Below are 13,037 nucleotides of genomic sequence, written 5' to 3' on the forward strand. Positions count from 1 at the left end.
CACTGAGCGTAGTCGAGGTGAACGCTTCAGGAGATTCTACCTCTACTCGCACTGGAGAAATCCTGTATGAGCAAGTTGGGTCTATGAATGAAGAATCCTCTCGCCTTTAGGCTGAGGAGTGTCAAAATAAGAATAATATCCGAATTTTTTGACTAAATTACTCTATGTCAGTTTTAGCAGCGATCGCAGTCTTGGCTGTTCTAATCTTGGTACACGAGTTGGGACACTTTACCGCAGCTCGTTCTCAAGGTATTCTCGTTAACCGCTTTTCTTTAGGATTCGGCCCCGTTCTTTGGAAATACCAAGGGCCACAAACCGAATATGCCATCCGTCTCTTTCCCTTGGGCGGTTTTGTCGGCTTTCCCGACGATGACCCAGATAGCGATATTCCCCCCAATGACCCCAACTTGCTGCGTAACCGTCCAATTCTAGACCGGGCGATCGTCATCAGCGCCGGAGTAATCGCCAATTTAATCTTTGCCTACTTCCTCCTAGTCACTCAAGTCAGCCTCATCGGGATTGGACAAGCCAGCGCCCCAGGAGTTTTAATTCAACAGCTAGCACCAGAAGTCAGTTCTGTCGCCACTGAAGCTGGGATTAAACCAGGAGATGTCATCTTAGCAGCTGACCAAAGAGAATTTGGCACAGCAATCCAAGAAATTGAAGCTTTCCGGGACATCATTAAAAACAGTCCAGGTCAGGCTGTGGAACTAGAAATTGCCCGTGGAGAAGAAAGGCTGACAGTAAATGTAGTTCCCGAAGACAAGCCAGCCGGAGGTAGTATTGGTATCGGATTGGCTCCCAATGGTGAAGTTATCCGCCGTCCTGTGAAGAATATAGGACAAGCCTTCCAGATTGGATCTAACGAATTTCAGCGCCTGATCACCCTCACAGTGCAAGGGTTTGGGAAACTAATCACTAACTTTGGCGAAACTGCGAGTCAGGTAGCGGGACCCATTAAAATTGTCCAAATTGGTTCTAATATTGCCCAAAATGATACAGGTGGTCTGTTTTTCTTTGGCGCTTTAATCAGCATTAACTTGGCAATCATTAATATCTTGCCTTTACCAGCTTTAGACGGTGGACAACTGGCATTTTTACTGATTGAAGGTGTGCTGGGTAAGCCATTACCTAACCGGATTCAAGAAGGTGTGATGCAAACTGGTTTAGTCCTACTCTTGGGACTAGGAATTTTTCTGATTGTCAAAGAAACCACACAGTTAACTTCCCAATTGGATTGGGTACAAAAGTTATTCCAGTGATTGTCACCCACAAATCCCGATCTAAAAAGCAACGGGCGTTAGAAATTCTCGCCCGCTTGCAGCATCTTTACCCAGATGCAACTTGCTCTTTGAATTATTCAACCCCAGTCCAACTACTGGTCGCCACTATTCTTTCCGCCCAGTGTACTGATGAGCGAGTCAATAAAGTCACACCAGCTTTATTTGCCCGGTTTCCAGATGCAGCTAGTTTGGCTGCTGCTGACCTAGAAGAATTAGAAAATTTGGTACGTTCTACAGGTTTTTATCGGAATAAAGCCAAGAATATTCAAGGGGCTTGTCGGAAAATCGTCAGCGAGTTTGATTCTGTCGTTCCTAACCAAATGGAGCAATTATTACAGCTTCCAGGTGTGGCGCGAAAAACGGGTAATGTCGTTCTAGCTCATGCTTATGGTATTAATGCTGGGGTGACAGTAGATACTCACGTCAAGCGTTTGAGCCAACGCTTGGGTTTAACTAAGTTTTCTGACCCCGTTCGCATTGAGAAAGATTTAATCAAGTTGTTACCCCAACCAGATTGGGAAAACTGGTCAATTCGGTTGATTTATCACGGTCGTGCTGTGTGTAAAGCCCGTTCTCCGGTCTGTGAAGCTTGTGAACTCAGTGATTTATGCCCCACTGGTAACAAAACATCAGTTGCAGAGACAGGGAAATAAAATATCCCTATAATTGATCGGGACACGGTAAGATAGAAAATGCTGTCTTTAAATCTGTTAGAGAGTTTATGGCAAAAAAGAGTATGATTGAGCGCGAAAAGAAACGCGCTAAGTTGATAGAAAAGTATGCTGAAAAGCGAGAAGCGTTATTAGAAGAATTCAAAAACGCTGTATCTCCTTTGGATAAATTGGAAGTTCACCGGAAGATTCAACAGCTACCCCGGAACAGTGCGCCTACTCGTCACCGCAATCGTTGCTGGGTAACTGGTCGCCCCAGAGGTGTTTACAGTGACTTTGGCCTATCTCGGAACGTGCTACGGGAATGGGCGCATCAAGGTCTTTTACCTGGTGTGGTTAAGTCTAGCTGGTAATCGTTGGTCATTAGTTTGAACCAAGAACTAATGACCACAGCAAGGCTATTCTCCACAACAACGGTCTATACCTAGACTGTCTAAGAGTAGATCGCTGACGGCGTTGGCGATCGCAAACTCTCCATAAAAACTTTTGGAAAAATCAAATGCTTGCATCTCTGTGACAATGGCGATCACTAGAGATCCCAGGTCGTTTTCTCCTTCCATCCGTTGTCGGACAAAGATTTGCGCCGCACGTTGGGCAATTTTTTGGTTAACGATTTCTGGTAAAAATTCTGTGTCTAGCCACCGTAATAATCTGTCTTGCAACCATTCTCCTTCCAGATCCGGGTTGTTAGAGGGTGGTAAGGTAATTGGGGGAATTATTTCAGTCATTTTTTTTAAACGCAAAGGTACGCTGAGGGAAACGCAAAGGTACGCTGAGGGTGTTTTTCTGGGTTTGCTTAATTATGCAATATGATATCGCTGCTATTATTCGGGGTTATGCTCAAGGTTATTTTCTCATGGCTGATGACAATACAGGCCTGGGATGGTACGGAAGTCGAGATCGCACTTTGATTCCTTTGGATGAGCGATTTCACTACCCTAAGTCTTTACAGCGTGTTCTCAATCAAGAGCGTTTTACTGTGGCGATTAACCGCGATTTTCAGGGTGTGGTCGCTGGATGTGCTAACCGCGAAGTTACTTGGATTTCACGAGAGTTACAAGAGATTTACTGGTTACTTTACCAGAATGGTTACGCTTATAGTTTTGAAACTTGGCAGGGTGAGGAATTGGCTGGGGGGATTTTAGGGCTGGTAATTGGCGGTGCTTTTATCGGTGAGTCGATGTTTTACCGCATCCCGGAAGGTTCTAAGGTGGCGATGGTTAAGTTGGTGGAAAGGTTACGTCAAAAGCAATTTGTGTTGTTTGATGCTCAAATGATGAATCCCCATTTAGAAAGATTTGGCGCTTATGGTATTAGGGATGAGGAGTATCAGGCTTTACTGAAGGAAGCGTTGCAACGACGTTGTGATTTAGTACAGGATTAAAACATTAACAACTACTCAATATTGAGCGATCGCCCAGCGCCTCAGTTAGCTGATGGGGAAAAAACTTTTTGGTTGACGACATGATAGATTGCACTCTGCTAGAATGCAGAGCTGCGGCATTTGCTCTGGGTCTTGGTGCTACTGCCCTTCAAACCTTTATCCGTCCGCCTAAGACTGACACCGCCACAGGCGACAGGCCGATGTTAATTATGGAATCCTATGTCTTTTTCTACTCTCGGCTTGTCCCATGAAATTATCCGCGCTGTCACTGAGCAAGGATATACAGAACCTACGCCAATTCAAATGCAGGCCATTCCTGCGGTGTTATCGGGTAGCGATTTGCTCGCTGGGGCGCAAACTGGTACTGGCAAAACCGCAGGCTTTACTCTACCTATGCTGCATCGATTGTCGTCTGACAAAAATCTCAAAGGCACATCTCATGGATACTCACCAATCCGAGCGCTAATTCTCACCCCAACTCGTGAACTCGCCGCACAGGTGGAATCAAGCGTGCGTGATTATGGTAAGTACCTGAAGCTGAACTCGATGGTGATGTTCGGCGGAGTCAGCATTAATCCACAAAAACGGCGTTTAAAGGAAGGGCGCGTGGATATTCTGGTTTCCACCCCAGGGCGACTGCTAGACCATGTGCAGCAGGGTACGGTAAACCTGTCCCATATTGAAATTTTGGTGCTGGATGAAGCAGATCGAATGCTGGACATGGGCTTTATTCGTGATATTCGTCGCATTCTCTCCCTCCTGCCCAAACAACGCCAAAATTTGTTATTCTTCGCCACTTTCTCCGAAAAAATTAAAGCCCTCGCCGCCGGGCTGCTGAATCGCCCGAAGATGATTGAAGTGGCACGCCGCAACGTTACTGCTGACACGGTGACACAGAAAGTCTATAAAGTAGACCGTGACAAAAAGCGCCAATTACTTGCCCACCTGATTCGCCAAAATAATTGGTATCAAGTCCTAGTTTTCACCCGCACGAAATATGGTGCTGACCGTCTGGTGAAGCAGTTGGGCGAGGAGCGTATTCAAGCATTAGCTATCCACGGTAATAAGAGCCAGTCCGCACGTACCCACACTTTGGCGAAGTTCAAAAACAATAGTTTACAGGTATTGGTGGCGACCGATATTGCAGCGCGAGGTCTTGACATCAGCGAACTGCCCCATGTGGTCAATTTCGATCTGCCCAATGTAGCAGAAGATTATGTGCATCGCATTGGTCGTACTGGTCGCGCTGGCGCGTCAGGTCAAGCTATCTCCCTTGTGTCCGCCGATGAATACCATCTGTTGGCAGATATCGAAAAACTGATTGCACAACGCTTGCCTTTTGAAATTATTGCTGGCTTTGGAGGCAATTCCTATACGCAGCCGAAAGCAATTCCCAATCAGCGCCAGCACAAACCTAAAACTGGTAAACAATTGCCACAAACATCAGCGAAAAAATCAACACCGCGAACCGTGACAGGTGGTAAAAAGTCCGATGCTCGTCCCGGAGGATCACGCCGTAGAACTAAAGGCTCAAGCTGATTTCGCTAACTTCTCTGTCACTAATGTCAGACTCACCCATTCGCCTTTATCGTTATATAGCAGGGAACAGGGAACAGGGAACAGGGAACAGGGAACAGGCTGGAAACTCGCTAATTGTAAGGGTTTCATTATCTGTTTCTGTCCTAACCTCCTTGGCGGTTGTTGTAGCTGCGAACCATGGGTTGACGCAGATTAGGCTGAATTAACCAACCAACTTCTAAAAAGCAGGGTTGACGCAACTGTACCTGTAAAGGAGATGTGACATAAGCACCATCAGGGAGGAGTAATACTTGTACCTGTTTTTGCGGATTTTGGTCAAAGTTAATTACAGAACCTTTGGCGTTGCTGATTGAGAATATGAATTTGTTTCACGCATCAGCGAAGCGTTCGCGTAGCGTGCCGGAGGCTCTAGCACGAAGTGCGTTAGGCGCAAAGGCGCAAAGGTAGGAAGAACAAGAATGGTAATTTTGGCATTTCATACTTTGATTCAGCAACGCCGAACCTTTAATAGTTCCAGTTTAAGTAATTGTGCGCTCTCTAAAACTCAAACCCCCCTCGTTGGCCTAAGCTAACCGACAGGATTCCACAAAGGCTGATGCACAATGCGAATGCTATACCATTTGCCATGTCATTTCCTGTCCCCCCCCCAAAGGTACAAGCCCAGATTCTATAAATGGAACTTCATCAGGAACGCGCCAAGTCGTTTTGGACAAGGTAATTCGCTCGGTATTACGCGGTAGTTGATAAAAGTCTGGTCCATAGAAACTAGCGAACGCCTCGAGTTTATCCAGGGCTTTCACGCTTTCAAATGCTTCGGCATACAACTCAAGGGCGTGCAGAGCCGAGAAGCATCCCGCGCAGCCACAGGAACTTTCTTTGCTGGTGCGGGTATGGGGAGCGCTATCGGTACCTAGAAAAAACTTCGGATTCCCCGATGTTGCTGCTTGCAATAAAGCCTGGCGATGCTCCTCCCGTTTCAAAATTGGCAGACAATAAAAATGGGGGCGAAGGCCGCCTTTGAACAGCGCATTACGGTTAAACAACAAATGTTGTGGCGTAATTGTGGCCGCGATGGTGTTGGCAGACAGGACATACTGCACCGCATCGGAGGTGGTGATATGCTCAAGCACCACCCGCAGGTTGGGAAATCGCTGCTTGAGGGGGATTAAATGTCGCTCGATAAACACCTTCTCCCGATCAAACGTATCAACATCGTTATCGGTGACTTCCCCGTGCAGTAATAACGGTATGTCCACCTGTTGCATGGCTTCAAAGACGCGATCGCACTTCCGAATATCGGTAACACCGGAGTCTGAGTTAGTCGTTGCACCGGCTGGGTAGTACTTCACCGCTTTGATAAACTGGGATTCCTTCGCCCGGAGAATGTCGTCGGGGCTGGTGTTGTCGGTGAGGTAGAGCGTCATCAATGGCTCAAACTGTTTCCCCTCTGGAATGGCGGCGAGGATGCGATCGCGGTAGGCTGCTGCATCTGCCACCGAGCGGATAGGGGGCTTCAAGTTTGGCATGATGATCGCGCGGGCAAACTGACGCACCGTGTAGGGCAGAACCGCTTTCAGTGCTGCACCGTCGCGGAGATGCAGATGCCAATCGTCAGGTCGGGTGATGGTAAGCTTTTGCATCCTTTGATTATAGAACCCATTTGAAATAACGCTAGACGAGTTAGAGAAGCGATAAGTTAAACCTTTTCTTCCGTCACTAATGTTAAACTCACCCATTCGCCTTTGTCGTTATAGCTGCGAACCATGCGTTGACGCAGATTAGGCTGAATTAACCAACCAACTTCTAAAAAGCAGGGTTGACGAAACTGCACTTGTAACGGAGATGTGACAGAAGCACCATCAGGGAGGAGTAATACTTGTACCTGTTTTTGCGGATTTTGATCAAAGTTAATTACAGAACCTTGAATGGTTCCAGTTGAAGTAATTGTGCGTTCTCTAAAACTCAAACTTTGAACTAATTTGCCAGTATCATCTAATTGTAAATTTAGTTTGGTAGAGTAATTATCTGGGGAACGCAAATCGGGATATATGGTAACAGCTTCACCTTGCCATTCTCCCAACAAATCATCTATTTTTAACGCTGGGCGTTCTAATACTTCAGTCCCGGCTAAATATTCCCGAATCAGAGTGATTTTATCTAACTGACCAGTTTTATCAAATATCTGCACTAGGCGTAAGCGGCGATTTTCATGAATTAATCCAAGTTCCGCCCCAAATTCTGTAAATGGTGCTAGCTGTATGGAACCTTGGGAAAAAGCGCCATTGGCAAAAAACAGCGTACTCTTAGCTAGAGAACTGTATTCTAATACTAAATCTTCTTGTCCTTGGCGGTGAACAATCTGGTGGATGGTTTGGTTATTGTTTAATCCTTTCAAAGAAACCACACTTTTGATATCTTCTAAAAGTTGGCCTTGGGGTGAGAATCGAGTAAATGAACCTTGCCATTGTCCGAGATTTTGCAGTAAAGATTCCCACTGAGTCGCCATAACTAATTCCTGAATTTCTAATTTTAGTTTTTAGCAAACCGTCGCACAGCAAACAAGCTACCCATTAATCCTACCACTGCGCCAAAACTTAAAAGAATTAAAGGTAATAGTACAATTTGTGTGGATGTCAGTTGTAAACCATTGGTGATTAATTTAATAAAATCTGGTTGATTAGCTAAAGACCTACTGATAAACTCTTCGATGATGGAAATAAAACTCCAGGCGATCGCACCACCGACTAAACCAAAGGTAATTCCTTGTAAGATAAATGGGAAATAAATCCAAGCAGATGTTGCACCTACCAATTGCATAATTTCAATTTCTCGTCGCCGCGCCATGACAATTAAGCCAATGGTAATAGTAGTGACGGCGATCGCAGTTAAAGTTAAAATTATAGTAATCGTCAAAGTCATCCAGTTTAAACCTTGGTGTAACTGGGCAATACGTTTAACTGCTTCATCTATATACTGCACAGATTCCACACCCTTTAACTTCGCTAATTCCGTAGCTAAATCGGGTACAACCTCAGAATTACGAGCTTTCACCTTAATCTCATCAACTAAAGGATTCTCCCCTAACTGTTGAGTCGCACCGTCAATACTGGAAATATCTAATTCCTCGACTAAGTTAGTCCAAGCTTCTTCTTTAGTAATAGTTTCCATTGCGACTACATCCCGCATTTTGATTACATCCGGTGCAATATTATTAGCAGGTGTATCTGGCTGGAGATAAACTGAAATTTCTAATTGGTTCCCAAATTGATTGAGAAATTTTTCTACTTGCCAAGAAGTTTGTAAACTCAAGCCAAATAAAAATAGTAACACCGTGACAGTGCTAATAGCAGCCCAATTCATCCAACCCCCCCGCAGCAAACCCAGGAAAGTTTCTTTGAGTAAATAGTCCCATTTTGTCAGAAATTTAAACACACACCACCCCAAAATCTAAACTGCGTTGATAATCTTTATTTCAGGCGTTGCTAAATCAAAGTATAAAATGCCCAAATTACCTTTCTTTTTCTTCGTACCTTTGCGCCTTTGCGCCTAACGCACTTCGTGCTAGAGCCTCCGGCACGCTATGCGAACGCTTCGCTGATGCGTGAGACAGATTCATATTTGAAATCAGCAACGCCTTATTTCAGGTCAATTTTTGCATCTCCACAAGGGTCTATGGGAGATTGATAGAATTGAGATAGTCGGAATTTTCACCACTTAGTCATTGATCATCATGCCTTCTGAAATTGCTGTCGAGAAAAAAAAGTTAAAAAATCCGCCCTTGAAACTTCACTATCTAGGCGATCGCGTACTGCGTCAAGATGCGAAGCGGATTAATAAAGTAGACGATGAAATGCGTCAACTGATACGGGAAATGCTGCAAACGATGTACAGTAGTGATGGCATTGGTTTGGCTGCGCCGCAAGTGGGAATTCATAAACAACTAATTGTTATTGACTGCGAACCAGATAACCCAGACAGTCCCCCCTTAGTATTGATTAACCCCACGATTAAACAAGTGAGTAGGGAAGTCTGCGTTGCCCAAGAAGGGTGTTTGAGTATTCCTAACGTCTATTTAGACGTAAAGCGCCCCGAAACCGTGGAAATTGCCTATAAAGATGAAAACGGTCGTCCCCAAACCCTGAAAGCTACCGACTTACTCGCACGCTGCATTCAACACGAAATGGATCACCTCAAAGGCGTGGTATTTGTAGATCGTGTAGAAAATTCCTTGGCATTATCCGAAGAGTTATCTAAAAATGGCTTCTCGTATCAAGCCGTGAAACCAGTAGCATAGGGGACTAATAGTGTATTTAACTCCAAAAAGCGGTTTATTTCTCGGTGGTTCTTGCATAACAGCGATCGCCGCCGTCGGTTCAGTGTTTGAACTGAGTTCCGGACAACCAGATTTAGGGACTCAGGTAACTGCGATTATCCTGGGATTGAGTATTCCCCTCACCGGATTATTTTTCTTTGCCGCAGTCAAGGACGCACGGGCTAACATTAAATAAGCATCAGGTATATAAAAAGGTAGAGGGATGGAGGAAAAGGCAAAATTCATCCTTCCACCTTTTATTTTTTCCCTAGACACGCCTGATTTTCACCAAAAAACTGGGTCTAAAGCCTTCTACGGCGACTCTAAAATAAAAGAATGCTGTCAGAAACAACTCAACTATTCCGCCTATCTCAAGGACATCTCAACTTACTTACAGTTTGTCCGCGTAAATTTCAATACACTTACTTAGAACAACTGAAAACACCTTCAAATCCCATACACGCAGAACATCAAACTTTGGGTAGTCGTTTTCACCTGCTAATGCAACAGCGAGAAATGGGTTTACCAATAGCAAGTTTTCTGCAAGCCGATACTCAGCTAGAAAGTTGGATGTCAGGTTTTACTAATGCCGCACCAGAAATTTTAACACCAACTAATCACCAAAGTTTCCGGGAAAGCGAACATTACCGGACATTGCAAGTTGACAACTATTTGCTAACCGTGATTTATGATTTATTCATAGCAGATAGCCAGGAAGCCCAAATTATCGACTGGAAAACCTATCCTCAACCACCGAATAAACGGACTTTACAACAGAATTGGCAAACACGACTGTATTTATATGTTTTGGCAGAAACCAGCGCCTATTTACCCGAAAATATCGCTATGACTTACTGGTTTGTCCAGTCAGAAGGCGAACCACAAAATCTTAAATTTAATTACAGTTCTACCCAACATCAGCAAACAGCTAAGGAACTGAATTATCTGTTAAATCAATTAACCAAGTGGTTAGAAAGTTACCAGAAAAACGAGTTATTTCCCCAAGTACCGCCTCGGAGTAAAACCTGTAATTATTGTGATTTTGCCACAGCGTGCGATCGCCAACTAGCCAAGAACACATCTCAAAAGTATAATTTACCAAATCTTGCCAATATTCAAGAAGTATCTCTATGAGTGCTGAAGAAATTATATGAAAACCATTGACAAGACCGATATAAATAATTAATAAAACCCAAAATAATCTATCCAAATAGAAATAAGTATTCTCCTTCCTTCCTTCCTTCCTTCCTTCCTTCTTTCTTCGTGTCCTTCTCCCAAAGGGAGAGGCTAGCGCCAACGTGTCCTTCGTGGTTAGTTCCTCCTTAAATTTAAATGCAGTGGATTATATCAACAACAGAAAAACCACCAGACTGGTTTATCCAAATCGTCAAACAGCATACACCAGCATCAAGCGGATTATATGCAGCCCAATTATTATGGCAAAGAGGAATTAAAGACGAACAAAAACTCATAGCCTTTACTAACTATAAAACCTATCAACCAGCCAGCCCCTTCGAGTTTGGTCAAGAAATGCAGCTAGCCATGAATAGACTGCAACAAGCAAGAAATGACAATGAGAAAATTGCCATTTGGGGAGACTTTGACGCTGATGGAATTACCGCCACTGCTGTTTTATGGGATGGTTTAGGAGAGTTTTTTAGTCAAAATACCCAGTTAATTTACTACATTCCCAATCGCCTCAAAGAATCACACGGGCTGAATTATCCAGGGATTGATAGTTTAAAAAAACAAGGTTGTAAATTAATCATAACCTGCGACACAGGCAGCACCAATATTAGTGAAATTACTTATGCTAAACAGTTAGGTATAGATGTAATAGTTACAGACCACCACACCTTACCTGAACAACGCCCACCAGTTTCTGCCATTATCAACCCCCGCTATTTACCCAGTGAACATCAGTTATTTCATCTTTCTGGGGTAGCGGTAGCTTTTAAATTAGTGGAAGCCCTTTATCAAACTTTACCTGATGTTCCCCAAGAGCCATTAGGGAATTTATTAGATTTAGTCGCAGTGGGGTTAATTGCTGATTTAGTGCAGTTAAGTGGTGATTGTCGGTATTTAGCCCAATTAGGGATTCAACGACTACACACCGAATCAAAGCAACCAGCCACAGTACAACGACGGCCAGGAATAGGGCGATTATTAGAATTATGCCAGAGAACTGGCGATCGCCCCACAGATATTTCCTTCGGTTTGGGACCACGCATTAACGCCGTCAGTCGCATTCAAGGAGATGCTAGTTTTTGCGTAGATTTACTAACTAGCCGAGATATTAAACATTGTCATCAACTAGCCGAAATTACAGAACTCGCCAACACCCGGCGCAAGTCCTTACAAAAAGATGTCCAAGCACAAGTAACAGCAAAACTTTCCCAGCTAGACTTATCAACCACCAGTGTAATTGTCTTACAAGATAGCCAATGGCCGCCAGGCGTTTTGGGTTTAGTCGCCGGACAAGTAGCCCAAGAAACCGGCCGTCCCACAATTTTACTGAGTACAGAAGCCAGAGGGGAAGATTCCGCCCTAGCCCGTGGTTCCGCCCGTTCAGTTAATAGTGTGGATTTATACCAATTGGTAAAAAAGCAGGAACATCTCTTACATAGCTTTGGCGGTCATCCCTTTGCCGCCGGGTTAAGTTTATTACCAGAGAATATCCCTTTATTCACGGAGGCGATTAATCAGCAGTTGCGGCAATCTTTAGGAGAAAATACCCTTACACCCACTGTCCAAGCAGATGTTATAGTAACTGTCGCAGATTTAGGGAAGGAGTTATTTGGGGAACTGAAACTGCTGGAACCTTGTGGAATGGGAAACCCTGTTCCCAAATTACTGATACAAAATTGCACCTTTGAAAATGCTTGGCATCGCAATCAGCAGGATTGGCGAGGAAAAAAGGTACAGTACATTAAAACTGACTTTCAGATTCGGGATGAGTCTACTCAAAGTTCCTTTCCTGGCGTGTGGTGGGGACACTACAAAGATGAATTACCCCCAGGTAAGTGTGATTGCATTGCCGAACTAGACTACAACACTTATAAAAACCGCTATGAAATCCGCTTAATTGCTGTCCGAACTGCGGCTAATTCAGCAGAGAATGGGACAGGAAAAATTGGTAGTGGTTTTACGGAGATAATATTAGATTGGCGTAATCAAGATTACTCAAAAAGCAACAATCAGGATTCAGCACTGGTGATTTATGATTGTCCTACCCATTGGGATGATTTACGCCTATGGTTGCAGCGATGTCTCAATCATAACCAAAAATTAGCGATCGCCTGGGGTCAACCCGATCATCAACCACCCCAGGAAGTTTGGATAACTTTGGTGGGGATTGCAAAATATCTCAGTCGCACACAGCAATCAGTTACCCGCTTGCAACTGTTAGAAAAACTCGGTATCCGTGACCAGACTTTATTTTGGGGAATTGCAGCTTTAAAAAGTTTAGGGTTCACAGTCACCATAAAAGACCGTGATTTCCAAATTAATTGGCATCCTAGCACTGACTCAGAAGAGATGGCTAATCCAGAAATAGAGCAATTTTTAGCCGCCGTTAGGGAAGAACAATTTCAGCAAAATTATTTTGTCCAAGTTCCTTTAGCGACAATTATAGCCATTTTAGCGATCGCATTGTAGAAGCAGAAGTAACCCAATTTCTGTCACTAAACCTATCCAGTAAAATAGGGTAGTTCCATATACGGGAAAATACGGTGTGCGCTCCAATTAAAATATATTTATACTTAAACTTGTTTGCATAATCAATAGTAAAAACTAGTCTGAATGCAACCGTAAATCACATTCACCTACCTATAAGGTGTAAAAATTAT

The 13,037-nt window shown here is 44.0% G+C and carries 14 protein-coding genes; 9 read left to right on the forward strand and 5 right to left on the reverse strand.

Translation table 11 applies throughout. The features are described 5' to 3' along the window. Positions 1-164 precede the first annotated feature (164 nt). The 3 genes from rseP (at position 165) to rpsN (ending at position 2,307) form a co-directional block, all read left to right on the forward strand. Positions 165-1,262, forward strand: coding sequence for an RIP metalloprotease RseP (gene rseP / locus VB620_RS13415; RefSeq protein ID WP_323196655.1), 1,098 nt, complete (start codon positions 165-167; stop codon positions 1,260-1,262). Then, positions 1,238-1,936 carry an endonuclease III gene (nth, locus tag VB620_RS13420; RefSeq protein ID WP_323196656.1) on the forward strand — a complete coding sequence of 233 codons (699 nt, stop codon included), beginning with the start codon at positions 1,238-1,240 and terminating at the stop codon, positions 1,934-1,936. Before rseP ends, nth begins: the two co-directional genes overlap by 25 nt. A gap of 68 nt (positions 1,937-2,004) precedes the next feature. Then, on the forward strand, positions 2,005-2,307 hold the full coding sequence (gene rpsN, locus VB620_RS13425; RefSeq protein ID WP_323196657.1) for a 30S ribosomal protein S14: 303 nt from the start codon (positions 2,005-2,007) through the stop codon (positions 2,305-2,307). A 45-nt stretch (positions 2,308-2,352) separates the two neighbouring features. Here rpsN and VB620_RS13430 read toward each other — a convergent pair whose 3' ends face one another. Continuing rightward, entirely contained in the window at positions 2,353-2,682 is a 330-nt protein-coding gene (locus VB620_RS13430) for a hypothetical protein (RefSeq protein WP_323196658.1), read from the reverse strand. Positions 2,683-2,756: 74 nt separating this feature from the next. Between VB620_RS13430 and aat the strand changes: the two genes are divergently transcribed. Further along, on the forward strand, positions 2,757-3,338 hold the full coding sequence (gene aat / locus VB620_RS13435) for a leucyl/phenylalanyl-tRNA--protein transferase (protein ID WP_323196659.1): 582 nt from the start codon (positions 2,757-2,759) through the stop codon (positions 3,336-3,338). Between the two features lie 219 nt (positions 3,339-3,557). After that, complete coding sequence (locus VB620_RS13440; RefSeq protein ID WP_323196660.1) at positions 3,558-4,877, forward strand: DEAD/DEAH box helicase; 1,320 nt, start codon at positions 3,558-3,560, stop codon at positions 4,875-4,877. Positions 4,878-5,020: 143 nt separating this feature from the next. On the opposite strand, the gene VB620_RS13445 is transcribed toward VB620_RS13440, so the two are convergent. The 4 genes from VB620_RS13445 to VB620_RS13460 form a co-directional block, all read right to left on the reverse strand. After that, positions 5,021-5,236 carry a hypothetical protein gene (locus tag VB620_RS13445; protein WP_407674216.1) on the reverse strand — a complete coding sequence of 72 codons (216 nt, stop codon included), beginning with the start codon at positions 5,234-5,236 and terminating at the stop codon, positions 5,021-5,023. A gap of 252 nt (positions 5,237-5,488) precedes the next feature. Next, positions 5,489-6,517: a dihydroorotase gene (pyrC, locus tag VB620_RS13450; RefSeq protein WP_323196661.1), complete on the reverse strand. Its 1,029-nt coding sequence runs from the start codon at positions 6,515-6,517 to the stop codon at positions 5,489-5,491. Positions 6,518-6,573: 56 nt separating this feature from the next. Then, entirely contained in the window at positions 6,574-7,383 is an 810-nt protein-coding gene (locus VB620_RS13455; RefSeq protein WP_323196662.1) for a DUF3598 family protein, read from the reverse strand. A 23-nt stretch (positions 7,384-7,406) separates the two neighbouring features. Then, a complete protein-coding gene (locus VB620_RS13460; protein WP_323196663.1) occupies positions 7,407-8,309 on the reverse strand; it encodes a cell division protein FtsX in 903 nt (300 codons plus the stop codon). Positions 8,310-8,607: 298 nt separating this feature from the next. Between VB620_RS13460 and def the strand changes: the two genes are divergently transcribed. The 4 genes from def to recJ all read left to right on the forward strand — a co-directional run bounded on the left by def (position 8,608) and on the right by recJ (position 12,846). Further along, the gene (def, locus tag VB620_RS13465) at positions 8,608-9,171 is read left to right on the forward strand and encodes a peptide deformylase (protein ID WP_323196664.1); all 564 of its coding nucleotides are present in this window, start codon (positions 8,608-8,610) and stop codon (positions 9,169-9,171) included. Positions 9,172-9,181: 10 nt separating this feature from the next. Beyond that, positions 9,182-9,385 carry a hypothetical protein gene (locus tag VB620_RS13470; RefSeq protein ID WP_323196665.1) on the forward strand — a complete coding sequence of 68 codons (204 nt, stop codon included), beginning with the start codon at positions 9,182-9,184 and terminating at the stop codon, positions 9,383-9,385. A gap of 140 nt (positions 9,386-9,525) precedes the next feature. Beyond that, positions 9,526-10,323: a PD-(D/E)XK nuclease family protein gene (locus tag VB620_RS13475; protein ID WP_323196666.1), complete on the forward strand. Its 798-nt coding sequence runs from the start codon at positions 9,526-9,528 to the stop codon at positions 10,321-10,323. Positions 10,324-10,521: 198 nt separating this feature from the next. Then, positions 10,522-12,846, forward strand: coding sequence for a single-stranded-DNA-specific exonuclease RecJ (gene recJ, locus VB620_RS13480; RefSeq protein WP_323196667.1), 2,325 nt, complete (start codon positions 10,522-10,524; stop codon positions 12,844-12,846). The last annotated feature ends 191 nt before the right edge of the window (positions 12,847-13,037 follow it).

Source organism: Nodularia harveyana UHCC-0300, assembly GCF_034931085.1.
In the GTDB taxonomy this organism is placed as follows: Bacteria; Cyanobacteriota; Cyanobacteriia; order Cyanobacteriales; family Nostocaceae; genus Nodularia; species Nodularia harveyana.

Bases quoted from the DNA above. Each gene is read 5' to 3' on its own strand.
- rseP (WP_323196655.1), top strand. From the start codon at position 165: ATGTCAGTTTTAGCAGCGATCGCAGTCTTGGCTGTTCTAATCTTGGTA.
- rpsN (WP_323196657.1), top strand. From the start codon at position 2,005: ATGGCAAAAAAGAGTATGATTGAGCGCGAAAAGAAACGCGCTAAGTTG.
- VB620_RS13430 (WP_323196658.1), bottom strand. From the start codon at position 2,682: ATGACTGAAATAATTCCCCCAATTACCTTACCACCCTCTAACAACCCG.
- aat (WP_323196659.1), top strand. From the start codon at position 2,757: ATGCAATATGATATCGCTGCTATTATTCGGGGTTATGCTCAAGGTTAT.
- VB620_RS13440 (WP_323196660.1), top strand. From the start codon at position 3,558: ATGTCTTTTTCTACTCTCGGCTTGTCCCATGAAATTATCCGCGCTGTC.
- pyrC (WP_323196661.1), bottom strand. From the start codon at position 6,517: ATGCAAAAGCTTACCATCACCCGACCTGACGATTGGCATCTGCATCTC.
- VB620_RS13455 (WP_323196662.1), bottom strand. From the start codon at position 7,383: ATGGCGACTCAGTGGGAATCTTTACTGCAAAATCTCGGACAATGGCAA.
- def (WP_323196664.1), top strand. From the start codon at position 8,608: ATGCCTTCTGAAATTGCTGTCGAGAAAAAAAAGTTAAAAAATCCGCCC.
- VB620_RS13475 (WP_323196666.1), top strand. From the start codon at position 9,526: ATGCTGTCAGAAACAACTCAACTATTCCGCCTATCTCAAGGACATCTC.
- recJ (WP_323196667.1), top strand. From the start codon at position 10,522: ATGCAGTGGATTATATCAACAACAGAAAAACCACCAGACTGGTTTATC.